This window comes from Clavibacter sp. A6099 (genome assembly GCF_021919125.1).
In the GTDB taxonomy this organism is placed as follows: domain Bacteria; phylum Actinomycetota; class Actinomycetes; order Actinomycetales; family Microbacteriaceae; genus Clavibacter; species Clavibacter seminis.
In genome coordinates this window covers 65828-89180 of the sequence record NZ_CP083439.1, presented here as the reverse complement: position 1 = coordinate 89180, position 23353 = coordinate 65828, and the positions used below count along the sequence as shown (strand labels likewise).

Annotated in this window: 24 protein-coding genes; 14 read left to right on the top strand and 10 right to left on the bottom strand. The window is 73.7% G+C overall.

Annotation, left to right across the window (positions count from 1 at the left end; translation table 11 throughout):
* Positions 1 to 75 precede the first annotated feature (75 nt).
* The 5 genes from KYT88_RS00430 to KYT88_RS00410 all read left to right on the top strand — a co-directional run bounded on the left by KYT88_RS00430 (position 76) and on the right by KYT88_RS00410 (position 3791).
* A complete protein-coding gene (locus KYT88_RS00430; RefSeq protein WP_043585980.1) occupies positions 76 to 1104 on the top strand; it encodes a LacI family DNA-binding transcriptional regulator in 1029 nt (342 codons plus the stop codon).
* A gap of 163 nt (positions 1105 to 1267) precedes the next feature.
* Positions 1268 to 1996, top strand: a complete 729-nt coding sequence (locus KYT88_RS00425; RefSeq protein ID WP_043585978.1) for a 2'-5' RNA ligase family protein — start codon at positions 1268 to 1270, stop codon at positions 1994 to 1996.
* Between the two features lie 415 nt (positions 1997 to 2411).
* The gene (locus KYT88_RS00420) at positions 2412 to 2831 is read left to right on the top strand and encodes a BLUF domain-containing protein (RefSeq protein WP_043585976.1); all 420 of its coding nucleotides are present in this window, start codon (positions 2412 to 2414) and stop codon (positions 2829 to 2831) included.
* Positions 2832 to 2916: 85 nt separating this feature from the next.
* On the top strand, positions 2917 to 3555 hold the full coding sequence (locus tag KYT88_RS00415) for a hypothetical protein (protein ID WP_043585974.1): 639 nt from the start codon (positions 2917 to 2919) through the stop codon (positions 3553 to 3555).
* Positions 3555 to 3791 carry a helix-turn-helix domain-containing protein gene (locus KYT88_RS00410; RefSeq protein WP_043585972.1) on the top strand — a complete coding sequence of 79 codons (237 nt, stop codon included), beginning with the start codon at positions 3555 to 3557 and terminating at the stop codon, positions 3789 to 3791. The genes KYT88_RS00415 and KYT88_RS00410 overlap by 1 nt, the downstream gene beginning before the upstream one ends.
* 28 nt (positions 3792 to 3819) lie before the next feature.
* Here the strand turns inward: KYT88_RS00410 and KYT88_RS00405 are convergent, their stop codons facing one another.
* The 6 genes from KYT88_RS00405 to dnaK all read right to left on the bottom strand — a co-directional run bounded on the left by KYT88_RS00405 (position 3820) and on the right by dnaK (position 9669).
* Positions 3820 to 4260, bottom strand: coding sequence for a YdeI/OmpD-associated family protein (locus tag KYT88_RS00405; RefSeq protein WP_043585970.1), 441 nt, complete (start codon positions 4258 to 4260; stop codon positions 3820 to 3822).
* A gap of 52 nt (positions 4261 to 4312) precedes the next feature.
* Complete coding sequence (locus KYT88_RS00400) at positions 4313 to 5539, bottom strand: class I SAM-dependent methyltransferase (RefSeq protein WP_043585968.1); 1227 nt, start codon at positions 5537 to 5539, stop codon at positions 4313 to 4315.
* Complete coding sequence (locus KYT88_RS00395) at positions 5536 to 5991, bottom strand: heat shock protein transcriptional repressor HspR (protein ID WP_043585993.1); 456 nt, start codon at positions 5989 to 5991, stop codon at positions 5536 to 5538. Before KYT88_RS00395 ends, KYT88_RS00400 begins: the two co-directional genes overlap by 4 nt.
* 19 nt (positions 5992 to 6010) lie before the next feature.
* Positions 6011 to 7027 carry a DnaJ C-terminal domain-containing protein gene (locus KYT88_RS00390; protein WP_043585966.1) on the bottom strand — a complete coding sequence of 339 codons (1017 nt, stop codon included), beginning with the start codon at positions 7025 to 7027 and terminating at the stop codon, positions 6011 to 6013.
* A gap of 120 nt (positions 7028 to 7147) precedes the next feature.
* Complete coding sequence (locus tag KYT88_RS00385; RefSeq protein ID WP_043585964.1) at positions 7148 to 7801, bottom strand: nucleotide exchange factor GrpE; 654 nt, start codon at positions 7799 to 7801, stop codon at positions 7148 to 7150.
* Positions 7798 to 9669: a molecular chaperone DnaK gene (dnaK, locus tag KYT88_RS00380; RefSeq protein WP_043585963.1), complete on the bottom strand. Its 1872-nt coding sequence runs from the start codon at positions 9667 to 9669 to the stop codon at positions 7798 to 7800. Before dnaK ends, KYT88_RS00385 begins: the two co-directional genes overlap by 4 nt.
* 405 nt (positions 9670 to 10074) lie before the next feature.
* Here dnaK and KYT88_RS00375 point away from each other — a divergent pair, with 405 nt between their 5' ends.
* From KYT88_RS00375 to KYT88_RS00345, 7 genes are all read left to right on the top strand, one after another.
* Positions 10075 to 13479 (top strand): CLIPPER-2 domain-containing protein, encoded by a 3405-nt coding sequence (locus KYT88_RS00375; RefSeq protein WP_043585961.1) that lies wholly within the window; start codon positions 10075 to 10077, stop codon positions 13477 to 13479.
* Positions 13480 to 13625: 146 nt separating this feature from the next.
* Complete coding sequence (locus KYT88_RS00370; RefSeq protein WP_043585959.1) at positions 13626 to 14324, top strand: TasA family protein; 699 nt, start codon at positions 13626 to 13628, stop codon at positions 14322 to 14324.
* A 115-nt stretch (positions 14325 to 14439) separates the two neighbouring features.
* Positions 14440 to 15225 carry a sortase gene (locus KYT88_RS00365; RefSeq protein ID WP_237583715.1) on the top strand — a complete coding sequence of 262 codons (786 nt, stop codon included), beginning with the start codon at positions 14440 to 14442 and terminating at the stop codon, positions 15223 to 15225.
* The gene (locus tag KYT88_RS00360; protein ID WP_119374319.1) at positions 15222 to 15869 is read left to right on the top strand and encodes a signal peptidase I; all 648 of its coding nucleotides are present in this window, start codon (positions 15222 to 15224) and stop codon (positions 15867 to 15869) included. Before KYT88_RS00365 ends, KYT88_RS00360 begins: the two co-directional genes overlap by 4 nt.
* On the top strand, positions 15869 to 16513 hold the full coding sequence (locus tag KYT88_RS00355) for a TasA family protein (protein ID WP_237583714.1): 645 nt from the start codon (positions 15869 to 15871) through the stop codon (positions 16511 to 16513). Before KYT88_RS00360 ends, KYT88_RS00355 begins: the two co-directional genes overlap by 1 nt.
* A 125-nt stretch (positions 16514 to 16638) precedes the next feature.
* Positions 16639 to 17331 carry a hypothetical protein gene (locus tag KYT88_RS00350; protein ID WP_237583713.1) on the top strand — a complete coding sequence of 231 codons (693 nt, stop codon included), beginning with the start codon at positions 16639 to 16641 and terminating at the stop codon, positions 17329 to 17331.
* Between the two features lie 366 nt (positions 17332 to 17697).
* Positions 17698 to 18681 carry a nuclear transport factor 2 family protein gene (locus KYT88_RS00345; RefSeq protein ID WP_043583553.1) on the top strand — a complete coding sequence of 328 codons (984 nt, stop codon included), beginning with the start codon at positions 17698 to 17700 and terminating at the stop codon, positions 18679 to 18681.
* 52 nt (positions 18682 to 18733) lie between these two features.
* On the opposite strand, the gene KYT88_RS00340 is transcribed toward KYT88_RS00345, so the two are convergent.
* From KYT88_RS00340 to KYT88_RS00330, 3 genes are all read right to left on the bottom strand, one after another.
* Positions 18734 to 19576 (bottom strand): LamG domain-containing protein, encoded by an 843-nt coding sequence (locus KYT88_RS00340; protein ID WP_043583555.1) that lies wholly within the window; start codon positions 19574 to 19576, stop codon positions 18734 to 18736.
* On the bottom strand, positions 19573 to 20643 hold the full coding sequence (locus KYT88_RS00335) for a S26 family signal peptidase (RefSeq protein WP_043583558.1): 1071 nt from the start codon (positions 20641 to 20643) through the stop codon (positions 19573 to 19575). The genes KYT88_RS00340 and KYT88_RS00335 overlap by 4 nt, the downstream gene beginning before the upstream one ends.
* Positions 20644 to 20729: 86 nt before the next feature.
* On the bottom strand, positions 20730 to 21398 hold the full coding sequence (locus KYT88_RS00330) for a COG1361 family protein (protein WP_043583560.1): 669 nt from the start codon (positions 21396 to 21398) through the stop codon (positions 20730 to 20732).
* Positions 21399 to 21639: 241 nt separating this feature from the next.
* Here KYT88_RS00330 and KYT88_RS00325 point away from each other — a divergent pair, with 241 nt between their 5' ends.
* Both KYT88_RS00325 and KYT88_RS00320 read left to right on the top strand, forming a co-directional pair.
* Positions 21640 to 22134 (top strand): MarR family transcriptional regulator, encoded by a 495-nt coding sequence (locus KYT88_RS00325; protein WP_043583562.1) that lies wholly within the window; start codon positions 21640 to 21642, stop codon positions 22132 to 22134.
* Positions 22131 to 22532 carry an NUDIX hydrolase gene (locus KYT88_RS00320; protein WP_043583564.1) on the top strand — a complete coding sequence of 134 codons (402 nt, stop codon included), beginning with the start codon at positions 22131 to 22133 and terminating at the stop codon, positions 22530 to 22532. The genes KYT88_RS00325 and KYT88_RS00320 overlap by 4 nt, the downstream gene beginning before the upstream one ends.
* A gap of 4 nt (positions 22533 to 22536) precedes the next feature.
* On the opposite strand, the gene KYT88_RS00315 is transcribed toward KYT88_RS00320, so the two are convergent.
* Positions 22537 to 23289, bottom strand: a complete 753-nt coding sequence (locus KYT88_RS00315) for a phosphotransferase (protein WP_043583566.1) — start codon at positions 23287 to 23289, stop codon at positions 22537 to 22539.
* Between the last annotated feature and the right edge of the window lie 64 nt (positions 23290 to 23353).

Sequence of the window (23353 nt, the reverse complement as noted above, 5' to 3'; positions counted from 1 at the left end):
CACCGCCGCCCCGCACCCCGCGCCGATCCCCGTCCCCGCCGCGCACGTCGCGCCGCTCGCCCCACGGATCCGCGCATGAGCCGCCCCGGCGCAGCCCCCACCATCCACGACGTCGCCGCGCGCGCGGGAGTCTCCAAGTCCGTCGTCTCGCGCGCCCTCTCCGGCGCGCCGGGCGTGGCCGCCGCCACGCAGCAGACGGTCCGCGACGCCGCGGCCGCGCTCGGCTACGTCGCCAACGCCCACGCGCGCGGGATGTCGGCGCACCGCACCCACACGCTCGGCGTCCTCGTGCGCGACGCATCCACCCCCTTCTACGGGCACCTGCTCACGGCGCTGCAGCAGCGGGCGTCGGAGCGCGGGTACCGGGTCGTCACGGCGACCGGGTTCGGCGCGTTCGACGTGGTGGAGGAGCGCAAGGCCCTCGAGACCCTCGTCTCGCTGCAGGTCGAGGGGCTCATCGTGTGCAGCGGCGCGCTCCCGGTCGCGGACATCCTGCCGTCCGCGCGCCGGATCCCCACGGTCGTCGCCGGCCGCCCCGAGGTGGACGCGTCGCTCAGCAGCGTCTACTGCGACGAGACGGCGGGCGGCCGCGGGCTCGCCGACCACGTGGCGTCGCTCGGCCACCGCCGCGTCGCCGTCCTCACGCTCCCGCCCGCCATCTCCCTCACGATGTCCGCACGCACCCTCGCGATGCTCGACCGCCTCCGCGAGCTCGGCCTCGACGCCGTGCACGTGCGCGGGGAGGAGCACCGGGGCGGGCACATCGAGGGGGCGGACAGCATCGCGCAGGCGATCGTCGACGCGGGCGGCATCACCGCGATCATGGCCCCGAGCGACGGGTGGGCCCTCGCGATCCTCGACGGCCTCGGCCGCCGCGGCGTCACCGCCCCCGACAGCGTCTCCATCACCGGCTACGACGGCCTGCCGCCCTTCACGAGCGCGCTCCTCGACTTCACCACCTGGCGCCAGCCGATCCCCGTCATCGGCGCCCTCGCCGTCGACGCCGTGGTCGACCGCATCGACGGCACCGTCACGGGCACCCGCCACACCGCGGTCGACGGCGAGCTGATCCCGGGCCGCACGGCCGTCCCCCTCCGCGCCTGACGCAGGTCGCCCGGACGCCGTGGGGCACCGGCCCCTCGCCCGCGCACCGCGCGTCCACCCGCCGTTCACCCCGCGGCCGTCCTCGCCGATCCGCGATGTGGAACTATCGTCGTCGCCACGTAGGGAACGTTCCCTGCGCTCGCTCGACGCCTGGAGGATCCCCATGGACCACGACGACCCCACCGCCTACGCGCTCGCCGCCCCCGACACCGCGCCCGCGTCGGCCAGCCGGGTCGAGATGCGTCCGTCGCTGCTCCCCCGCGACGACAGCGACCCCTTCCGCTACGGGATCTTCCTCCGCCCCGACCCGCGCACCTGCCGGGCCGTCACCGTCATCACCGACCAGATCCGCGCGCAGTACGGCCTCGTGTCCGCCGGCGCCTTCCCCCCGCACGCGACGCTCATCGGCAGCCAGCCGTTCGGGCACGACGAGGCACGGGTGATCGAGGCGGTCACCGAGCTCCTCGCCGACCGCCCCGCGTTCCCGGTGCACAACGCGGGCGTCCGCGAGCACGGCTTCGGCTTCGTCTACGACGTGGACGGCCTGGCGGACGGCAGCAAGAACGCCGCGCTGCTCGCGCTCGCGGCGGACATCGACCGCGTCGCGGCCCCGTTCCGCCGACCCATGGACTCCCCCGAGCACCACTCGTTCGACCCCGCGCGCTTCCGCGCGCACCTCTCGCTCGCGTCGCACGACCTCCTCGTCCGCCCCGACCTGCACGACGAGGTCGGCGCCTTCATCCGCGAGCTCGACGAGCCCGTGCCGACCGGCTTCGTCGGCGACACGGTCGTCATGTACCGCACCGCCAGCCCGGACTGGTCCGGCCGCTGGTGGAACACCCTCACGTGGGAGCACGTGCGCACCTGGACGCTCGGCGGCGGCTCCCGCTGACCCCGGATCCGCGGCGGGCGGGCCCTCTCACCCTCCCCTCACCCTCGGATCACCCGCCGTTCGTGCACGACTTGTCCTCCAAAGCGAGGACATGCGTCGTAGAGTCGTCGAAGTACAGCGGATTCCCCCCGATGCCGCCGTGCGAATGGATACCCGAGGAGCGCCCCGCCGCGTCCCCCCGCCCAGCGGGGCAGCTCTCAGATCCCTCCGCGATCCGACCCGAACGGACGCGGCAGCAGCAGGAGCCCGGCGCGCGCCGTACCCGCGGACGCGCCGGGCTCTTGTCACCGGTCCGGCCGGCCGCATGCCGATGGATCCCCGGCCCCGCGATGTCCGCCCCGCGCCGCGCGCGCATCGGGGGCGCGGTGCACGCCCGCGACGCGCGAGGATGGGGAGGACAGCACCAGGGGGCACCATGCGGACGACCGTCTACACGAGCACGGCCACACGGCACATGACCGACGACGACCTGGCCGAGCTCCTCGGCCAGTGCATCCACAACAACGAGCGGACCGGCCTCACGGGCCTGCTGCTGCACCGCGACGGCAAGTTCATGCAGGTGCTCGAGGGCCCGCACGACGCCGTGGAGTCGGTGTTCGCCGCCATCGAGGCCGACGAGCGCCACACCGACGTGCGGCTGCTGCTCGACGAGGAGATCCCCGCCCGGCAGTTCCCCGCCTGGTCGATGGGCTTCCGCACGGTCGACGACGCGACCCTCCGCGAGCTCCGCGGCTACGACGACTTCCTCGACCGCCCGGCGTCCGCCGCCGCGCGTCCGAACGCGCCGTCCCGCGCCCGCTGGCTGCTGGAGTGGTTCCGCACGCACCCGGCGTGATCCCCCGCCCCCGGGCCTCGACAGCGGGCCCGACCGCGTGCCACCATATCGACATTCGTTGTAACGATGATCGATAGGACGCACCATGGCACGCACATCCATCGCCGGTACCGGGTCGGCCGCGCGCATCACGCGCGGCGTCCTGTGGGCGGCCCTCGCGATCGCCGTGCTCGTGCTGCTGGCGGTGGCCGCGGCGGCCGTCGTGAGCGCGGTCGAGACCGTGCGGACCGGTGTGGTGCACACGTCGCTCGAGATGCGCGGATCCCTTCCCGCCGAGGCCGACGCCGGCCCCGCTGACCTCCGCTCCGGCGCGTACCGCACCGCCGAGGTCGCGGTGGGCGAGCTGTCGGGTGGCATCGTCGCGCTGCACGTCGTCCGCATCGCGCTCGACGCCTCCGTGGGCATCGCGCTCGCGGCCACAGTCGCGATCCTCGCGCGCCGGCTGCTCCGGCCGAATCCGCTCGCCCGCCGCCTCAGCCTCGTGGTCACGCTCGCGGGCGGCACCGTGATGATCGCGGCGCTGCTCTCGCTCGCCGCGCGCACCGGCGTGGCCTGGATGGTCGGCGACGCGCTCAACGACCCCGCCGACGGGCTCGACGGCTTCTGGCCCGTCGTCGCGGAGGTCGACGCGTCGACCATCGCGCTCGGCTTCGCCCTGATGATCGTCGGGCTCGTGGTCGAGCACGGCGAGACCCTGCAGCGCGACACCCGCGGCCTCGTCTGATGGGCGCAGACGACGACGGCCCCACCGGCGTCCACTGCCGACTCGACGAGCTGCTCGCGGCGCGCGGCATGACGCTGACGCGGCTGAGCGCGATCGTGGGCGTGAGCCAGGTCAACCTGTCGGTACTGAAGAACGACCGCGCCCGGGCGATCCGCTACTCGACCCTCGTCGCGGTCTGCCGCGCGCTCGAGTGCGAGATCGGCGACCTGCTCGTGCTGGATCCGCCCGCGCCCTGACGCGCACGACCCGCGCGTGCGATCCGCGTCAGCCGCGCAGCGCCGCCAGCGCCTTCTCCACGCGGCGCGCGCGGGTCTCGTCCGTCTTCGCCTCGGCGATCGGATCCACGAGGGCGCGCTGCCGGCTCGATGACAGCGCGCGGAACGCGTCGGCCAGGGCGGGCTCCGCGGCGAAGGCGGCGGCGATCTCATCCGGGATCACGGCCTCGCGCGGCTGCTCGTCGAGCTCGATGGTCACCTCGACCTCGTCGTCGGCTGCGACGCCCGACGCGGCGCGATGCGCGGCGCTCAGCGGGATGAGGTGCTGGCCGCCCATCGCGCCGACGCTCGTGCGGTACGTGTAGCCCGCGACGGTGACGACGACCGCGGGCCGCTTGCCCGCCCCCAGCTCGTCGAGCGCCTCCGGCGGCACGGGCAGGCCGCTCGCGTTGACGCGGGCATGCATGACGCGGGTGCGGAAGGTGGGCATGTGGGCTCCTCGGCGAGCGGGCGCGGCTCGGGCGGCCGCGGTGGATCCGAGGCTAGGCCCGCGCCTCGGGCTTCGTCGAGACGGCGACCGTGAACTTCGCGTTCCGACCGGCCTCGCGCGTGGGCCCGACGATGCGGGTCAGCTGCGGCCGGTAGCCGAGCGGGCTGTTGTAGACGGTCCAGAGCTCGCCGCCCGGGCGGAGCATGCGCGCGGCGGCGGCGAAGAGGCGCGGCGCGAGGCCCGCGTGCACCGTGGCGCCCGTGTGGAAGGGCGGGTTCAGGAGCACGAGGTCGGCGGATCCGTCGGGGACGGTGGATCCGGCGTCGTCGCGCACCACGGTCACGCGGTCGGCGAGCCCGTTCGCGTCGACGGTCGCGCGCGCCGAGTCGACGGCCGCCCACGACTGGTCGGTCGCGATCACGCGCAGGTCCGGCCGGGCGAGCGCAACGGCCGATGCGATGACGCCCGTGCCGCAGCCGAGGTCGACGGCGGTCGCCGCGCCCGCCGGCAGGTCGGGCAGGAAGGAGAGGAGGAAGCGCGTGCCGATGTCGATGCGGGCGCCCGCGAAGGCGGCTCCGTGCGCGCGCACCTCGAGGCCGAGGTCGGGGTGCGACTCGCGGCGGGGGTAGGCGTCGGCAGCGTCGCCGCCTGCCGCGCGCACGGGCTCGCGCGCGACGAGGATCCGCGACTTCTGCCGCGCGAGCGTGGCGTGCACGTCGCCGAAGCGGCGGCGGAGCACGTCGGTCATCGCGGGGGTCATGTGCTTGACGCGTCCGCCGGCGAGGACGGTCACGTCGTCGGCGGCCGCCCGCGCGACCACGCCGGCCCACTCGTCGAGCGCGTCGAGGCTGCGGGGCAGGCGCGCGATCACGACGCGGGCACCGGCCGCGAGCACGTCGTCCAGCCCGTGGTGGGCGATCTCCGCGGTCTCGCCGATCAGCTCCGCGTTGAGGCGGAGCGCGGTCTCGGAGGCGAGGGCGTCCTGGTGCACGCGGATGCGCACGGGATCCGCCGCCCCCGCTCGACGCAGCGCGGCAGCGGCGCCCAGCGCGAGGGCGCCGTACTGGTCGCCGATCACGACGAGCTCCTCGGGCCGCACCGGGCGGCCCGCCTCGGCCGCGGCGGCGAGCACCGCGACCAGCTCGTCGAGCAGCAGCCGGTCGGCCGCGTCCACGGCGAAGAGGTTCTCGGCCTCGACGTCCGGCCGGCGGCGGAGCGCGCCCAGGTCGAGCAGGTCGTCGGCGGCGGATGAGGCGGCGTCGTCGGGAGCGGCGCTCACCGGGCGTCGCGCCCGGAGCCGTCGCGGTCGTCGCCGGGCATCGCGAGCGCCGCCCGGTACAGCACGACCTCGGTGGGCCGGGACGGACGCACGCCCGCGCGCAGCGACACCACGTCGCCGTCACCGCGCGCCGCGAACACGCGGCGGCCGGGCCGCGACAGCAGCTCGTCGGCGAGCGCCGACTCCAGCTGGCGCACGCGCCCGCGGAGCTCGGTCACCTGGTTCTCGAGCTCGAGGATCCGCGCGATGCCCTCCAGGCTCACGCCCTCCGCGCCGAGCCGGGCGACCTCCCGCAGCTGCACGATGTCGCGCATCGAGTAGCGGCGGCTCCTCCCGGCGGTGCGGGTGGGCGACACGAGGCCGAGGCGGTCGTACTGCCGGAGCGTCTGCGGGTGCATGCCCGAGAGCTCGGCCGCCACGGAGATCACGAAGACGGGGGCGTCCTCGTCCATCGTGTCGCGGGGATCCACGTCAGCTCCTGGCCCGCTCGATGAGCTCCCGGCGCGGGTCCTCGCCGGGTCCCGAGCTGGCGAACGCGTCGAGCGCCACGCGCTGGGCGTCGGTGAGGCGGGACGGCACCGCGACCTCGATGCGCGCGAGCAGGTCGCCCGTGCCCTTCGGGGTCGTGACGCCGCGGCCCTTGACGCGCAGCACCTTGCCGCTGGACGTGCCGGGCGCGACCTTCAGCCGCACCGGATCGCCGCCGAGCGTGGGCACCTCGATGGTCGCGCCGAGCGCGGCCTCGGGGAACGTGACGGGCACGTTGACCCGGAGGTTCAGCCCATCGCGCTCGAACACGGGATGCGGTCGCACGTGCACGGTGAGGATGATGTCGCCCGACGCGCCGCCGTCGCCGGACGGCTCGCCCTTGCCGGCGAGCCGGATCTTCTGCCCGTCGGAGACGCCGGCCGGCACGCGCACCGTGAGGGGGCGGCCGTCGGAGTCCTGCAGGCGCACGACGTCGCCCTGCACCGCGGTGAGGAAGTCGATCGTGGTGGTGGCCGTGACGTCGCGGCCCTTGGTGGGCGCGCCGTAGCCCCGGTAGCCGCCGGACGACTGGCCGAAGCCGCCGTTGCCGAACATGCCGCCGAGGATGTCCTCGAAGCCGCCCTGGCTGTACTGCGGCTGGCCGGATCCGAACCCGGCCGCGCGCCGACCGCGGCCGCCGGCCTGCTGGCCGAACATGCCGCCGAACACGTCCTCGAAGCCGCCCGCCTGGCCGCCGCCGGCACCCGGGGCGGTGAAGCGCGCGCCGGATCCCATGGCCCGCATCTGGTCGTACTCGCGGCGCTGCTCCTTGTCGGCCAGCACGGCGTGCGCCTCGCTGATCTCCTTGAAGCGCGCCTCGGCCGACGGATCCGGGTTGCTGTCCGGGTGGTACTGCCGCGCGAGCTTGCGGTAGGCCTTCTTCAGGTCGGCCTCCGAGACGTCCTTGGACACTCCGAGGACCTTGTAGAAGTCCTTGTCGAACCAGTCCTGGCTGGCCATCAGACGCCTCCCTTCTTCTTCGTCTCGTGGTGGGGGCCGCACGACCCAGTCCGGGCGCCCGCGCGTGCGGACGCCCGGACCGGGGTGGGTGCAGCCGGATCGATGCTGCGGTTGATGGCGCTACTCCGGCTTGTCGACGACGACCTTCGCGGCCCGCAGCAGCGTCTCGCCGATGTAGTAGCCACTCTCGACGACGTCCGCGACGGTGTCCACCTGGACCTCGGGGTTCGGCTTCTGGAAGATCGCCTCGTGCACCTGCGGGTCGAAGGCGTCGCCGACGGCGCCGACCTTGACCAGCCCGATGCGCTCCACGTTCGTCCGCAGCTTGGCGACGATCGCGGTGAGCGGTCCGCCCTCCGCGAGGTCGCCGTGCTTCTCGGCCCGGTCGAGGTCGTCGAGCACCGGGAGGATGCCCTTGACCACGTCGCCGACCGCGCGCTGGCGCTCGATCTCGCGGTTGGCCTCGGTGCGCTTGCGGTAGTTGGCGTACTCGGCGGTGACGCGCTTCAGGTCCGCCAGGTGCTCGGAGTCGCCCTCGACGGGCTCCGCCCGGGTCTGCTCGATGAGGTCCTGCAGCTCCTCGTCCATGGCGTCGGTCGTCTCGACGTCGGGGCCCTCGGCCTCGACGAACGCGCCGTCGGCGCCGGGGACGGAGGCCTGGTCGGCCGCCTCGTCCGCCGTGGCGTCAGGTCCGTCCGAGGACGCGGGGGCCGACTGCTCGGCTCCCTCGTCCTCGGGCACGCGGCCCTCGCCGTTCGCGGTGTCCTCGGTCATCGGTCGGTCTTCTTGTCCTCGTCGTCCTCGTCCACGACCTCGGCGTCGACGATGTCCTCGTCGTCCTTCTTCGCCTCGGACGCGCCCTCGGGGGTCTCGCCCGCGGCCTGCTCCTGCTGGCCCTGGGCGTAGATGGCCTCGCCGAGCTTGGTCTGGCTCGCGGACAGCTTGTCGAAGGCGGTCTTCACGGCCGTCTCGTCGTCGCCGGCGAGGGCGCTCTTCAGGCCGTCGACGTCGCCCTGGACCTCGGACTTGACGTCCTCGGGCAGCTTGTCGTCGTTCTCCTTGATGAGCTTGTCGATCGAGTAGGCGAGCTGCTCCGCGTTGTTGCGGACCTCGGCCTGCTCGCGGCGCGTCTTGTCCTCCGCCGCGTGCTCCTCGGCCTCGCGCACCATGCGCTCGATGTCCTCCTTGCCGAGCGAGGATCCGCCCGTGATGGTCATCGACTGCTCCTTGCCGGTGCCCTTGTCCTTGGCGGACACGTGCACGATGCCGTTGGCGTCGATGTCGAAGGTGACCTCGACCTGCGGGATCCCGCGGGGCGCCGGCGCGATGCCGGTGAGCTCGAAGGTGCCGAGGTTCTTGTTGTCGCGGGTGAACTCGCGCTCGCCCTGGAAGACCTGGATCGCCACGGACGGCTGGTTGTCGTCTGCCGTGGTGAAGGTCTCGCTGCGCTTGGTCGGGATGGCCGTGTTGCGCTCGATGAGCTTGGTCATGATGCCGCCCTTGGTCTCGATGCCGAGGCTCAGGGGGGTGACGTCGATGAGGAGGACGTCCTTGCGCTCGCCCTTCAGCACGCCTGCCTGGAGCGCGGCGCCGACGGCGACGACCTCGTCCGGGTTGACGCCCTTGTTGGGCTCCTTGCCGCCCGTGAGCTTCTTCACGAGGTCGACCACGGCGGGCATGCGGGTGGATCCGCCGACGAGGACCACGTGGGCCACGTCGCCGACCGAGACGCCGGCCTCGCGGATGACGTCCTCGAAGGGCTTGCGGGTGCGCTCGAGCAGGTCGTTCGTCAGCTCCTCGAACTTGGCGCGGGTGAGCGTCTCGTCGAGGTTGGCCGGCCCGTTCTCCGTGAGGGAGAGGTACGGGAGCTGGATCGAGGTGCTGGTGGAGGAGCTGAGCTCCTTCTTCGCCTGCTCCGCGGCCTCCTTGAGGCGCTGCTTGGCGATCTTGTCGTTCGAGACGTCGACGCCCGTCGACTCCTTGAAGCGCTTGACGAGGTGGTCGACGATGCGCTGGTCCCAGTCGTCGCCGCCGAGGCGGTTGTCGCCCGCGGTGGAGCGGACCTGGATGGTGCTGAAGTCGTCATCCTTGCCCACCTCGAGGAGGGAGACGTCGAACGTGCCGCCGCCGAGGTCGAAGACGAGGATGAGCTCGTCCTCCTTGCCCCGGTCGAGGCCGTAGGCGAGGGCGGCCGCGGTGGGCTCGTTGATGATGCGGAGCACGTTGAGGCCCGCGATCTCGCCGGCCTCCTTCGTGGCCTGGCGCTCGGCGTCGTTGAAGTACGCGGGGACGGTGATGACGGCGTCGGTGACGGAGTCGCCCAGGTACTGCTCGGCGTCGCGCTTGAGCTTGCCGAGGATGCGGGCGGACAGCTCCTGCGACGTGTACTTCTTGTCGTCGATGCCGACGGTCCAGTCGGTGCCCATGTGGCGCTTGACGGACGAGATGGTGCGGTCGACGTTGGTGACGTTCTGGCGCTTGGCGGTCTCGCCGACCAGCACCTCGCCGTCCTTGGTGAACGCGACGACGGACGGCGTGGTCCGCGCGCCCTCGGCGTTGGCGATGACGGTGGGCTCTCCGCCCTCCAGGACCGAGACCACCGAGTTGGTGGTACCCAGGTCGATTCCTACTGCACGAGCCATGGGGTGTTCTCCTTCTGTTGCCGCGAGGCCCCGGATCACGGGGTCGCTTCGTGTGGTGACGCGGGTGTCCCGCGGAGTCTGTCTCGCGGTGCCGCTTCGTCAGCGGCGTGCTACTTGAGCCGCGATGACTCAACTCTACCCGGACCTCGCCGAGCGTCAAGTCGCGGCGGCAGGAGTTGAGCGATGTCGGCTCAACTCACAGGATCCACGGGTCGCGGACCGCCCCCGCGCAGGCGGTGTGCCCCGGCCGGGGGGCCGGAGGGCCGAGACGGGGGCTACTGGTTCACCTAGATCGCTACTGGGTCCCTTTTCCTGCGTCGACCTGCTGATTTAGCGTTGCCGACGCGAGGCCGGGGGGCCTCGTGACGCCCTTGACGAGGACGTGGTCTCCAGGGGGTGGTCGAAGTGGTGGGTACGCGTGCGCGCCATGCCGCCGGACCGGATCCGGTCGCCTCCGGAGCGCGCTCCCGCCCCGGGATCCGCCGCCTGGCCGCGCTCGCCGCAGCGGCCGTCGCCGCCGCCCTCCTCGTCACCCTGCCCGCGCAGACCGCGACCGCCGCGTCGCAGCTGGTCGCCGAGTCGTTCAGCGGGACGACCGTGGCGGACGCCGCGTGGAAGCCGCTCGGCAGCGCGTGCCTCACCCGCGCCACCTCCGCCCCGACGAGCGGGTCGAGCCTCGGCGTGTGCTCGAGCAGGAACCAGTCGCTGCCCGCGAGCGCGAACCCGGGGGCCCTCCAGCTCACCGACAACCGCGCCAACGCGGTCGGCGGCGTGGTCTACGACAACGCGATCCCCGCCACGGGCGGCCTCGACGTCAAGTTCGACCAGTACCAGTACGGCACCTCGTCCGGCGGCGCCGACGGCATCGGCTTCTTCCTCACCGACGGATCCGTGCCGCTCACCGCAGCGGGCCCGTCCGGCGGAGGCCTCGGCTACGCCCAGACCACGACCGCGGCGGGCGTCGCGGGCGGCTACCTCGGCGTCGGACTCGACGCGTTCGGCAACTTCTCGAGCCCCACCGAGGGCCGAGGCACCGGCTGCACCACCCCGAGCGCCGGCGTCGGCCAGCGCCCCAACGCGATCGCCCTGCGCGGACCCGGCACGGGCCTCACCGGCTACTGCTACCTGACGGGCGCATCGCCCGCGACGAGCCTGCGCGCGACCACCACCCTGAGCACGCCCACCGCGGATCTCGGCCGGACGGTCCGCATCACGGTGTCGTCGGCGCGGCTCCCCGTCGTCACCGTCTACATGGGCGCGGCGGCCGGCGCATCCACCGCCTCCCTCACGCAGGTCCTGCAGTACACGATGACGACCCCCGCCCCCTCCTCCTACAAGTTCGGCTACCTCGCGTCCACGGGCACCTTCACGGACACGCACCTGATCCGCGAGGTGAGCGTCTCGAGCCTCGTCGACCTCACGACCCTCACCCTCGTGAAGCAGATCGACCGGTCGACCGCGCAGCCGGCGGCCTACGCCGAGGGGCAGCAGATCCCGTACCAGTTCGTGATCACCAACACCGGCGGGCTCACGCTCTCGAACCTCGCCGTGAACGATCCCCTGGTCTCCTCCGTCTCCTGCCCCGGCGGCCTGCTCGGGCTGGGCCTGTTCCTCAGCGGCAGGTCGGTGACCTGCACAGGGATCCACGTCGTGACGCCCGCGGAGGCCGTGAACGCCTCACTGACGAACACTGCGACCGCGACCGGCGTCAACACGCTGCTCGCGGGAGTGACGAGCAACGCGAGCTCCGTCACGGTGCCGATCGTGGCGCCCGCGCCCGCGCTGTCACTCACGAAGACCGGCGCGCTCACCGACTCCAACGGCAACGGCAAGGCGGACGTCGGCGAGCGGATCGCCTACTCGTTCGTCGCGCGCAACGCCGGGAACGTGTCGCTGCGGCAGGTGGCGGTCGCGGATCCGCGCGTCACCGGCATCAGCCCCGCCTCCGTGACCCTCGCGCCCGGCGCATCGCAGACCTTCACCTCCACCTCCTACGTCGTGACACAGGCCGATGTGAACGCCGCGACGCCGATCGTGAACACCGCCACCGTCTCCGGCCAGACCTTCGCCGGCGTGGCCGCGCCGACCGCGAGCTCGTCGACGAGCACGCCCGTCAACGGATCCGCGGCCCTCACGCTCACCAAGGGCGCGACGCTCACGGGCGGATCCAAGGCCGGCTCGACGGTCGCGTACGCCTTCTCCATCACGAACACCGGCACGGTGCCGCTGACCGGCGTCGCGCTCACGGATCCGCTGCCCGGGCTGTCGGCCATGACGTACACGTGGCCGGGCACGGCCGGGACCCTCGCCGCGGGCGCCACCGCCACGGCGACGGCGAGCTACACGGTGCGGCAGGCCGACGTCGACGCGGGGCAGATCGCGAACACCGCGAGCGTGCGCGGCGCGACCTCGAGCGGCACCCAGGCGCAGGCCACCGCGACGCGCACGCTGACCCTCGACCGCACGGCGACCCTGGCGTTCACGAAGACCGCGACGCCCGGCAACGTGCCGGCCGCGGGCGGCGTCGTGACGTACGCGTTCCGGCTGCAGAACACCGGGTCGACGACGCTCACGAGCGTCTCCATCGCGGATCCGCGCACCGGCGTCTCCGCGCTCGCCTACACGTGGCCCGGCACCGCGGGCACGCTCGCGCCCGGCCAGGTCGTCACGGCGACCGCCACGTACACGGCCACGACCGCGGATGTGGCGGCCGGATCCATCGTCAACACCGCGACGGCCACCGCGACCGCGCCGACCGGGCAGGTCAGCGCCACCGCGACGGCGACCGTCCTCGCCGTCGCCGACCCGCTGCCCGACTCCGCGACGACGCCGCAGGGCGTGCCCGTGGTGATCGACGTGCTCGCCAACGACGGACGCGCCGCGACGGGCGCGACCCTGAGCCGCGGGCAGCTCTCGGCGACGCCGACCCTCGTGGGCGGCGCGGCGGGTCCCGTGCCCGCGTCGCCGACCGCCGGCAGCGCCACGTGCGTCGCGACGGGCACGGATCGCGGCAAGTGCACGTACCGGTCGGCCGAGGGCTTCACGGGCGTCGACGTCTTCGACTACGCGCTGCAGAGCGGCGCGGGCACCTGGAACGTGCGGGTCACGATCACGGTCACGGCCGTCAACAGCGCGGCCGTCGCCCGGGCGGACCGCCTGGTCGCGACGGTCGGCGGGCCGGCCGTGACGGTCGATCCGCGCGCGAACGACACCGACGTCGACGGCGACGCGCTCGCGATCACGGGCGCCACCCCGCCCGCCGCGCTGCCCGGGTCCTTCGCCTGCACGGCCGTCCTGTGCACCTACCAGCCGCCGGCCACGGGGACGCCGGGATCCTCCGTCGTCGCCTACGCGATCACCGACCGTCCCGCGGCGCCGGGCACCGGGATCGCCGCGTCGTCCACCATCACCGTGTTCCTGGATCCGGCCCCGCTCGTGCCCCGCGGCTTCACGCACCGGGACGACGCCAGCCTCGGCGCCTCCACCGGCACCTGGACGAGCACGACGACCGTCACCGGCGCGACCGCGAGCTGCGTCGCCGGCCGCCCGGTCACGGCGCTCGCCTGGACCGCGGTCCCCGGTGCCACCGACCAGCTCGTCGAGCGGCGCGTCGCGGGCACCACGCCCGGCGCCTGGATCACCGTCGCCCGTCTCGCCGGCACCGTGACGTCGTTCTCGGACGATCGGCTCGGCGAGTCCCGCTCCTACCAGTGGCGCGTCCGGCCCGACCTGCAGCGCTGGGTCGGCATCCCGAGCGCGCCCTCCTCCGCCGTCGCCCAACCGGCGACCGTCTCCGCGGTGGGCTGCTGATGCCCGCCCCGCGACCACCCAGGCCGCATCCGCCCCCGGATGCGGCGACCCACCTCGACCGACACGCCGATCACCGCACCAGCAGGAACAGCACCCGCACGACCCGCGCGCACCGCGCACCGCGAGACCCATCGAGAGGAACCACCATGAGCACCACCACAGCACCCCAGCGTCGTCGCCCCTGGAAGAAGATCGTCGCCACCGGCGCGGTCGTCGCCGTGGGCACGATCATCACCGGCGGCGCGTTCGCCATCTTCACCGACTCCGACACGGCGACCCTCCAGGCCGACGCGGGTCAGCTGGACATCGAGCTGGCGACCGGCGACTACACGATCACGGACATCGCGCCGGGCGACACCATCCAGCGCCCGATCGTGCTCTCGCTGCCGAACGCGACCAACGACGGGAACCTCGTCGAGTCGGTCACGTTCGCGTACGAGGTGACCGGCGAGACGCTCGGCACCGAGGACCCGGCGGTCCCCGGCCCGAGCGAGTCGCTGGTGTCGGGCACGGACGGGCTGCGCTACACCCTGCAGACCTGCTCCACGGCGTGGACGCCCTCGGCCGCGGACCCCGTGGGTCCCTACACCTGCAGCGGCACCACGTCCACCACGGGCACCGGCACCCTCGCGTCGCTCACGGGCGCGGGGACGACGTTCACGCCGGCGGCCTTCGGCGTGGCGCCCTCGGCCGACGGCACCTTCCCGAGCGACACCGCCGACGTGACGCTCAACACCCTGATGGTCCTGCAGCTGCCCGACACCGCGGACAACGACTACGAGAACGCGGCCGCGACGCTGACGTTCACGGCGTCGGCCATCCAGCGCGACGGCCTGCAGCGCTGATCGCCCCGATCGGGTCCCGGCACGCGCCGGGGCCCGATCGCCCGGCGTCGCGCCCGCGCGTCGCCCCGCTCCATCGCACCACCCCCCATCCGTCCCGCCCCCGGAGGACACGACCATGCGCGCACACCACGGCACCGGCAGCATCGCCGCCGCCGCGCTGTGCCTGACGCTGGTCGCCTCCGGTGCCGCGGCCCCCGCTCGCGCCGACGCGCTCCCCACCGCCATCGACTCCCCCTCGCTCGAGGTCCGCGAGCTCACCGGCCCCGACATCCCGCTCGACGACCTGGCCCCCGGCGACACCGTCGACTGGGCGGCCGACGTCACCAACGTCTCCGACGACTCCTCGCCGCTCTCCGTCCGCCTCGACGCCATGCGCTCGATGGCCCTCACCGGCGACGCGCTGGGCGGGATCCAGCTGTCCGTCCGGCTCTGCGAGGACGGCTTCGAGACCCTCACGGCACCCATGCGCTGCCGCGGGCCCGTCGAGCCCCTCGGATCCGGCCCCGCCGCCACCCTCGACAGCGTCGTCACGCGCACCCCGCTCGCCGCGGGCGAGACCGTCGGCATCGCCGTGCGCGTGCGCTTCCCGTCCGGCGCCGACAACGGGATGGAGTCCACCGCCGGCATGGTGCGCATCGGCTTCGCCCTGGTGGACGACGGCGGCACCGGCACGGAACCGTCCACGGGCGGCGGCACCGGGAACGGCTCGGGCACGGGCACCGGCTCGGTCACCTCGCCCGCCGGATCAGCCCCGGCCGCCGACGCCCCGCGCGACCTGCTCCCCGTCACGGGCCGCGACATCGCGTCCGCCCTCGCCGGCGCCCTCCTCGCGCTCCTCGGCGGCTGGATCCTGCTGCTCGCCGGCCGCCGACGCCGCCGCACCACCGAGGCCGCCTCGTGATCCGCGACCGGGCCGCGCGCACCGCCGAGCCCGCACCCGCGGCCCCCGCCGGAGCCGACGCCGCCCCCGCCGCAGCGCCGAATCGCCGCAGCCCGGCCCGTCGCGCCCTCGGCGTCCTCGGCGGGCTCCTCACTGCCGCCGTCGGTCTGGCCGTGATCGCGGTCGTCGCCCTCTCCGCCCTCGGCGTCACCCGCTTCGTCCCCGTCCTCTCGAACTCGATGGCGCCCGGCATGCCGGTCGGCTCCCTCGCGATCACCGGCCCGACGCCCCGCGGGGAGGTGGCGGAAGGCGACGTCGTCGTCTTCACGGCCCCCAGCGGCCCGCGCGTGCGGGTGATCCACCGCGTCACGCACGTCTTCGGCCCGGAGGACGCGGAGCGCCTCGACGGCTGGTCCGCCGACCGCCTCGCCATCCAGACCAAGGGCGACAACAACCCCTCTGGCGATCCGTGGATCGTCACCATCGGCGACGACGCCGTATGGGAGCGCACGTCCGTCGTCCCGTTCCTCGGCTGGCCGTTCGTCTGGCTCGGCGACCCCGTCACCCGCGCGATCGCGTTCGCGGTCGTCGGCGCGACGGGCACCATCTGGCTGCTGACCGTGATCTGGCGCCGTCCACCGCGCACCGCCGGCGGGCCGGCCTGATGCCCCGCCATCGCGCCGCACCCGACGCTCCCGTCCGCCCCGTGCTGCACGGCCGCCGCGCCGCCCGCCACCCGGTCCGCCGCGCCCGGACGCTGCTCGTCACCGCGATCGCGGTGACCCTCGCCCTCGCGGGCGCCGGCACCGCGTACGCCGTGCTCGCCGACCGCGCCACGTCGCGGGTCACCGTGCGCGCGGGCGCCGTGGAGCTCGACTGGGGCGGAGGCGGAGCGGATCAGCTCGCCGTCCCGATCACCGGGCTGCGGCCGGGCGACGCCCAGGTGCGGCTCGTGGACCTCGCCAACACCGGCACCGTCCGAGCGTCGGAGCTCATGGTCACGCTCGGCGGCACAGCCGTCGCGAGCACGTCCGACGGCCTCCAGGTGGCGTTCGACCGCTGCCCGGTCGCGTGGACCGGCGCGCCCGGCACCGCCACCTGCTCGGGCACGATCACCTCGGTGGTGGCCGACCGCCCGGCCGTCGGACGCGTCGCGCTGCCCGGATCCCCTGCCCGCGCGGTCGGCGGCCGGGACCACCTGCGCCTCACCGTGCGGCTGGCCGCGTCGGCGCCCACGACCGCCCAGGGCGCGACCGGATCCATGACCCTCCGCGTCGACGGCAACCAGCGCCCGGGGCTGCAGCGGTGACCCCGAACAGGACGCCCAGGGTCACGAAAGCATCACGGGACCCATCGGCCCGGCGACGGGCACCGAAGCACCATCCGACTCCAACCGGCGACCACGTCGGCCGCCCTGAGAACAAAGGATCCATCATGCGCAACCTCACCAAGTCCGTCTTCGGCCTCGCCACCGCGGGCTTCCTCGTCGTCGGCCTCGCGGCCTGCTCGACCCCCGCCGAGACCCCGTCGTCCTCGACCTCCTCCAAGCCCGCCGCGACCGCGACGACCGAGGCCAACCCCACGCCCCTCGCGACGATCCCCACCCTCACCGGCGTCGACACGAAGGTCACCCTCGACTCCGGCTTCACCGGCGCCCTCACGACCCTGGGCCTGACCCCCGGCGTCATCGGCACCGCGACCCTCGACGGCGCCACCGGCACCCTCGCGTTCCCCATCACCGGCGGCAACGTGAAGTACTTCGACCCCGAGCAGTCCTACCGCCCCTACGTCCAGGGCGAGATCGACCACTCCGGCTCCGGCATCAGCCTCACCGCCGGCTCCACCGTCGTGAAGCTCACCGACTTCGTCATCGACCCCGGCACCAGCCGCCTCACCGGCTCGGTCCAGGTCGGCGACGGCGCCGTCATGAACGACGTCTACATCTTCAACCTCGACGGCACGACCCTGAAGCCCCTCGCCATGGAGGGTGACAACGCCGTCCTCGAGGGCACCACGGTCAAGGTCAGCCCCGACGCCGCGTCGCTCCTGAACAGCACGTTCGGCACGACCGCCGTCACCGACCAGCTCGTCGTCGGCATCGCCAAGATCACCGTCAACACCAAGTAGCACCTCTCCCGGGCTCGACCCCGGGACAGCACCACGACGAACGGCCCGGCCCACGACGCCGGGCCGTTCGTCGTGCGCCCGGGAGCCGGCGAAGACGACGGCGACGGCGGGCGGCGCGGCGCGCACGCGGCAGGATCCCGGCCCCGGACGCAGGGAAGCCCCCTCGCATGCGCAACGAGGAGGCCCCTGCCAGGTGACTCGGACCCGACGGATGGGCTTCGGAACGGAGGGGCGATCGGGCGGGCGGGCGGCCCCGCGAGCTCGTGACCGGATGACGCGCCCCGCGCGTGGCCTAGCAGGAGAAGCCCGCGAGCGCCGCATCCATGCACATCGGAGGCTCCCAGCCGCGGGTCGCATCGTACGTGCATGAGCGTTCAACGAATCCCCGTCTCCCTGCTCGCCCGCGGCACCGCCGCCCTCGCCGGAGTGGTCGTCCTGGCCGGATGCTCCGCTCCCGGCGCGGCCTCGGCCGCCTCCGACACCACGCCCGACGCGACCACCGCCGTCGCCACCACCGCTCCCAGCTCGGCGGGCGACGGCGGCACGACGGCCGACCGCACCGACTCCGACACGGAGGACCGGAACGCGACGATCATCTCGACGCTGTTCACCGCGGCCTTCCCGGATCCCGCCTCCGCCGGCGCGCAGGCCGCCGTGCTGGCGGCCGTCGCCCCCGACTCGACCGCGAACGGCTCCGGGGCGAAGGCCGGCCCGAGCGGCGTGCTCGACGAGTTCGCCACGGCGCACCAGCGCGTGCCCGGCGCGCACGCCGTTATCAAGCACATCGCCGCCGACGGCGACCTCGTGGCCGTGCACTGGCAGGTCGCCTCGAACCCCGACGACGAGCGCACCGGCGAGGCCGCGGTCGACCTCTTCCGCCTCGCGGACGGAAAGGTCACCGCGCGCTGGACGTTCGACCAGCCGATCCCGCAGGGCAAGCCCGCGAGCGGCAACACGAACACGATGTTCAGCGACCTCTACGAGGGCAAGGCGGACGCGCCCGAGCTGACCGAGCAGCAGGAGGAGGCGAACCGGCAGCTGGCCGTGGGCGCCTACGACACGCTCTTCCGGGATCACGACGCGAGCGTGCTCGACCGCTCGTTCGACCCGGCGTACCTGCAGCACAACACGGTCGCCGCGAACGGCACGGCGGCGCTCAAGGCCTTCTTCTCCGGGGGCGCGCAGTTCCCGGCGCAGCAGTCGGTGATCTCCATCGCCGACGACGACCTCGTCTGGACCTTCTCGCAGCCGGTCGGCGCGAAGGCCGACGACCCGTTCCTCGCCGCCGACATCTTCCGGGTCGACGGCGGGCTCATCCGCGAGCACTGGGACGTGGTGCCCGCGAGCTGATCCATCGCACGCACGGACGACGGGACGGTCACGCGACCGTCCCGTCGTCGCGTCAGCGGCCGGCGGCGTAGTGGTTCTGGACCTGCGCCGCGGTGAGCGCCGTCTTGTACACGGCCGCGAACCGCATGCTGCCGACGAAGTAGGCGGATCCCGCGTTCGGCCAGCCCGACACGTTGTCGTAGCCGATGCGCCAGTAGCCGCTGTTGCTCTCCGGCGCGGTGAAGCCCGTGTTCTGCGCGACGCGGGCGCCGTCGAGGTACAGGGTCATGCCCGTGCCCGGCGACATCGTGGCCACCACGTGGTGCCAGGCGCCGTCGGCCACGTTGGCCGAGCTCGTGATCGTCTGGTACCCGCTGTTGTAGGTGCCGAAGGCCAGCTGACCCGTCGTGGAGACGTAGGTGTGGCGGTCGTAGGCGGAGGAGGAGCCGGCCTGCGAGTTGCCGTAGCCGATGAGCTTGCCGCCCTTGACGGTCGTCTTGAACCACACCTCGGTGCTGAACGTCGCCGGGCCCTGTGTCTGCAGCGCGTTGGTCACGAAGTCGGAGCCGTCGAGCACGTATGCACCGCCGGTGTCGCGGGCGCAGGCGCGCGCGCTGGTCGTGTCGCTCATCATCGCGCCCCGGTAGGTGCCGGGGTACGCGCCGCTCGCGGCGTCGACGGCCCGGGTGGATCCGCTCGCCTCGTTGAGCGGGTACGCGAACAGCGCATTGGCCTTGTCGGCCGCGAAGGCGCTCGAGCAGGTGAAGAAGGCGGCGGACGACGCGGCCGTGTTGTTCGTGTTCGTGATGGCGGCGGTGTACGCGCCGCTCGTCCCGGGCGCGAGGAGGAGGACGGCGCCGAGGGCGACCGCGGAGACGGACGCGGCGATCGCGGCGAGGCGGGCGGCGACGGTCATGCGCGGCGCTCCTCGCGCTCGGCGGGGAGGCCGACCGAGAGGGTCCAGATGAGGGGGAGCGCGCAGAGGACGGAGAAGAGGACCCAGCCCCAGAGCGGCAGGTCGAGCGTGGACGTCACGTCGTGGAAGCGGCCCGCCTCCGCCGCGGGCGCGGTGATCGTGCCGACCTGGCCCGCGGCGAGCGTCGTGTGGGTGCCGCCCTCGGCCGCGATGCGGATGGGGAGCATGCCGGTCGACACGACGGTCGCCTCCACGTCGCTGCCGCGGGTCGCCGCGTCGAGCACGACGAGGCCGACGAAGGGCTTGAGCAGGAAGACCGTGAGCGCGGCGACGAGCGCGCCGCCGAGCATGCGCAGGGAGGCGCGGTGCGTCGGCGAGCCGATGGGGCGGGTGAGCACCATGACGATGACGAGGCCGGCGAGCAGCAGCGGCACGCCCTTCGCGAGCCAGCCGAAGCCGGGGAGGATCGTCGTGGCCTCGCCGACGAGGTGCGCCTGGTCGGTCTTCCACGGATCCACGGCGCCGTTGATGTCGCCCCGGGTGGTGATCCCGTCGGCGTCGACCGCGATGACGCGGTGCGTGTAGGTCTCGTCAGGCGTGGTGGAGGGGTGGAAGCTGACGACGTCGCCGACGTGCAGGTCCTCGAGGAGGACGGGGGTCGTGAGCAGCAGCGTGCCGACGGGGGCCGTGGTGCCCATCGACGGGGTCTGCACGACGAACCAGCGGCCGCCGGACGCCTGGAAGAGGAGCGTCACCGCGACGAGGGCGGTGAGGAGGACGGTGGCGGCCCACATCAGGACGGTGCGGCGGCGGATCGTGCGGGAGGTGCGCGCGGCGCGGCGGGTCGCGCCGCGCACGGGGAGGACGGAGGCGGTGAGGCCGGAGTCCGGGAGCACCGGGGCGGCCGGGTCGAGCAGGAGCTCCTCGGCGAGGAGGTCCAGCTCGAGGTCGAGCTCCAGGTCGAGGGGGAGCTCCAGGTCGAGGGCGAGCTCCGCCTCAAGCTCGAGGGCGTCGATCGGAGCGATGCCTGCCGTCGGGGCGGGCGAGCGGTCCTGGATGTCGGTCATGGGGCACCTCCCGGGTCGAGGGGTGCGGGGCCGCCTCTCGGCGGCCCCGCGGGGGATCCAGCTGGGTGGGCTGGCGGACTGGGGGACTAGGCGGCGAAGGTCCAGGTGAGGGGCAGCGAGGCGCCGAGGCCCTGGTACGTGTTGCCGGCGGAGGCGTCGAGCGTGACGGCGAAGGTGAAGTCGGTGCTGCCGTTGGCGGCGAGGGCGGTCAGCGTCTTGGCGGAGGATCCGGCGAGGGCCGCCGCGGTGCCCGAGTAGACGGGGGTGGCGCTGCCGGCCGCGGTGATGACGACGTTGAGCTTGGCGCAGAAGTCGGTGGCCGACCCGTTGACGGTGCCGTTCTTGGTCTGCGTGCAGGCCGCGCCGGGGGTCAGCGTGAAGGTCGAGGCCTTGGAGGTGCCGACGTTCTTGATGTTCACGACGCTCGTGACCGTCTGGCCGGGGGTCATCGTGGTCGAGCCGCCGAACTTGTTGATGGTGGAGCAGGTGGCGGCGTTGGAGTCGACGCCGGACGTCGCGCTCGTGCTGAGGCAGGTGACGGTCGGGGCGCCGGTGGCGCCTGCCTGCGACTCCTGCATGACGAGCGAGCCGGAGGCCGCCGTGTTGGTGTCGTTGGTGATCGAGGCGACGAAGCCCGACAGCGTGCCGGACATCGAGACGGAGAGGAGGACGGCGGCGGCGACGCCGCCGGCGATGGCGAGCGGGGCGAAGCGGACGCGCTTGGTCTTGGCGGCGGCGGCGATGTGGTGCGACATGGTCTGACTCCGGGTCTGTAGGGGGAGGGAGGGGCTGGGTGAGCCCCTGAGGAAGGAAGCTCGGTGACTCGCTGTGCGAGTAACTCGAATGTACAGCTACTCGCATTCCGCGCAATCCCCCCACTGCGGGGGGCAACGCGTTCGCCGAGGGGATGCGGCCGCCGTGGCGGCCGCCCTGGCGCGTTACAGTCGCTGGACCGCCCCCGGATACACCCGATCCACCGACGCAGGGACACCCGAGATGACCCCGGAGAGAACCGCACGCCGCCGCGACGACGCCGCGGCCGTGGATGCCCTCGCCAACGCGCTGCACATGATCGAGACCGCGCAGCGCCACCTGCGCACGCGCATCGCGCAGGACATCGGGATGAACGCCACCGACCTGACCGTGATCAGCGTGGTGGGCGACCTCCACCGCATGACCCCCAAGCACCTGGCCTCCGAGATCTCGATGGGCACGGGCGCGGTGACCGCGGTGATCGACCGGCTGGTCGGCGCCGGGCACCTCGACCGCGTGCCGAACCCGCGGGACCGCCGCAGCGTCTTCCTCGAGCTCACCCCCGCCGGCCGGAAGACGCTCGCGCGCATGGAGGCCGACTACCGCGAGGCGGCCGCCGTGGCGCTCCGGGCCTCCCCCGCGCTCGGCACCGAGGAGACGGCGGAGGACATCGCGCGCGCCGCGATCGCCATGACCGCGCACACCATCGACGGACCGGACGCGGGCGCATCCGCGTGAGCGAGGGCTGCCAGGTCGTGCTCGTGGACGCTGCCGGGCGGATCCTGCTGCAGCTGCGCGACGACATCCCGACGATCCCCTTCCCCGGCATGTGGGCGATCCCCGGCGGCATGCTCGAGCCGGGCGAGACGCCGCTCGCGTGCATCGTGCGGGAGGTCGAGGAGGAGCTGGGCGCGCGGATCCCGCCGGCCGAGGTGGCGCACCTCATGACGCGCACGCGCTCCTACGGGATCGAGCACACGTTCACCGCACGGCTCGACGTGGCGGTGGAGGACATCCGGCTCACCGAGGGGCAGCGCGTCGCGTGGTTCCCGGTGGGCGACGCGGTCGGGATGGAGCTGGCGTACGAGGACGCGGACGTGCTGCGGGAGGTCGCGGGGCGGATCGCGCGCGGCTGAGGCGTCAGGCCGGGCCCGGCTGCGCGCGCTCGGCGTCGAGGATCCCGTGGAGGAACGCGGCATCGGCGGAGTAGTGGGCGGCCTCGTCGCGGAGATGCGGCTTGCCCAACTCGGCGGCCTTCTCGATCGACATCTCGGCGAGGTCGTGCAGGCGGAGGATCGCGATGCGGAGGACGTCGGCCCAGGTCGCGTCGGATCCGTACGCGTCGAGGAGCAGCGCGACGCGGCGGCGGGCGTCGTCCATGCCGGGCGCGCCGTCCTGCGCGGAGCCGGAGAGCGGCACCGCGCGCGTCGCGAGGTACGCGAGGTCCCAGATGCGCGGGCCGGGCGAGGCCATGTCCATGTCGATCACGCCCGTGAGCCGGCCGTCGGCGAAGACGAGGTTGTGCGGCGCGAAGTCGTTGTGGCAGATCACCTCGCTCGGCACCTTGGTGACCGACTGCCAGACCGCGCCGTCGAGCGCGAAGCCGATGCTCGCGTCGTGCAGCTCGCGGAGGCGGCGGCCGGCCTGCGCGAGCACGTCGTCGGCCCAGATCCAGCGCGGCAGCGGGTAGACGGGCACATCGCCGTGCATGAACGCCAGCCGCTCACGGCCGCCCTCGATGCCGAGCGGCTGCGGGATCCCCTCGACGCCCGCGAGCGCGAGGTGCCGGAGCCAGCGGTGCACGGTCGGGGTCCACGGGCCGGCGTCGCGGGTGACGGTGTCGCCCTCGCGCTCGACGCGGTTCATGTTGCCGCCTTCGAGGGGTCCGTCCATCGGGCCAGCGTAGGGGCGGGCTCCGCGGCCGCGCGACCCTGCCGCGACACGTCCACCGACTAGG

Excerpts from the sequence above, each read along its gene's own strand:
- KYT88_RS00430 (WP_043585980.1), top strand. The coding sequence starts at position 76 with ATGAGCCGCCCCGGCGCAGCCCCCACCATCCACGACGTCGCCGCGCGC.
- KYT88_RS00425 (WP_043585978.1), top strand. The coding sequence starts at position 1,268 with ATGGACCACGACGACCCCACCGCCTACGCGCTCGCCGCCCCCGACACC.
- KYT88_RS00420 (WP_043585976.1), top strand. The coding sequence starts at position 2,412 with ATGCGGACGACCGTCTACACGAGCACGGCCACACGGCACATGACCGAC.
- KYT88_RS00415 (WP_043585974.1), top strand. The coding sequence starts at position 2,917 with ATGGCACGCACATCCATCGCCGGTACCGGGTCGGCCGCGCGCATCACG.
- KYT88_RS00410 (WP_043585972.1), top strand. The coding sequence starts at position 3,555 with ATGGGCGCAGACGACGACGGCCCCACCGGCGTCCACTGCCGACTCGAC.
- KYT88_RS00405 (WP_043585970.1), bottom strand. The coding sequence starts at position 4,260 with ATGCCCACCTTCCGCACCCGCGTCATGCATGCCCGCGTCAACGCGAGC.
- KYT88_RS00395 (WP_043585993.1), bottom strand. The coding sequence starts at position 5,991 with ATGGACGAGGACGCCCCCGTCTTCGTGATCTCCGTGGCGGCCGAGCTC.
- KYT88_RS00390 (WP_043585966.1), bottom strand. The coding sequence starts at position 7,027 with ATGGCCAGCCAGGACTGGTTCGACAAGGACTTCTACAAGGTCCTCGGA.
- KYT88_RS00385 (WP_043585964.1), bottom strand. The coding sequence starts at position 7,801 with ATGACCGAGGACACCGCGAACGGCGAGGGCCGCGTGCCCGAGGACGAG.
- dnaK (WP_043585963.1), bottom strand. The coding sequence starts at position 9,669 with ATGGCTCGTGCAGTAGGAATCGACCTGGGTACCACCAACTCGGTGGTC.
- KYT88_RS00370 (WP_043585959.1), top strand. The coding sequence starts at position 13,626 with ATGAGCACCACCACAGCACCCCAGCGTCGTCGCCCCTGGAAGAAGATC.
- KYT88_RS00365 (WP_237583715.1), top strand. The coding sequence starts at position 14,440 with ATGCGCGCACACCACGGCACCGGCAGCATCGCCGCCGCCGCGCTGTGC.
- KYT88_RS00355 (WP_237583714.1), top strand. The coding sequence starts at position 15,869 with ATGCCCCGCCATCGCGCCGCACCCGACGCTCCCGTCCGCCCCGTGCTG.
- KYT88_RS00350 (WP_237583713.1), top strand. The coding sequence starts at position 16,639 with ATGCGCAACCTCACCAAGTCCGTCTTCGGCCTCGCCACCGCGGGCTTC.
- KYT88_RS00345 (WP_043583553.1), top strand. The coding sequence starts at position 17,698 with ATGAGCGTTCAACGAATCCCCGTCTCCCTGCTCGCCCGCGGCACCGCC.
- KYT88_RS00340 (WP_043583555.1), bottom strand. The coding sequence starts at position 19,576 with ATGACCGTCGCCGCCCGCCTCGCCGCGATCGCCGCGTCCGTCTCCGCG.
- KYT88_RS00335 (WP_043583558.1), bottom strand. The coding sequence starts at position 20,643 with ATGACCGACATCCAGGACCGCTCGCCCGCCCCGACGGCAGGCATCGCT.
- KYT88_RS00330 (WP_043583560.1), bottom strand. The coding sequence starts at position 21,398 with ATGTCGCACCACATCGCCGCCGCCGCCAAGACCAAGCGCGTCCGCTTC.
- KYT88_RS00325 (WP_043583562.1), top strand. The coding sequence starts at position 21,640 with ATGACCCCGGAGAGAACCGCACGCCGCCGCGACGACGCCGCGGCCGTG.
- KYT88_RS00315 (WP_043583566.1), bottom strand. The coding sequence starts at position 23,289 with ATGGACGGACCCCTCGAAGGCGGCAACATGAACCGCGTCGAGCGCGAG.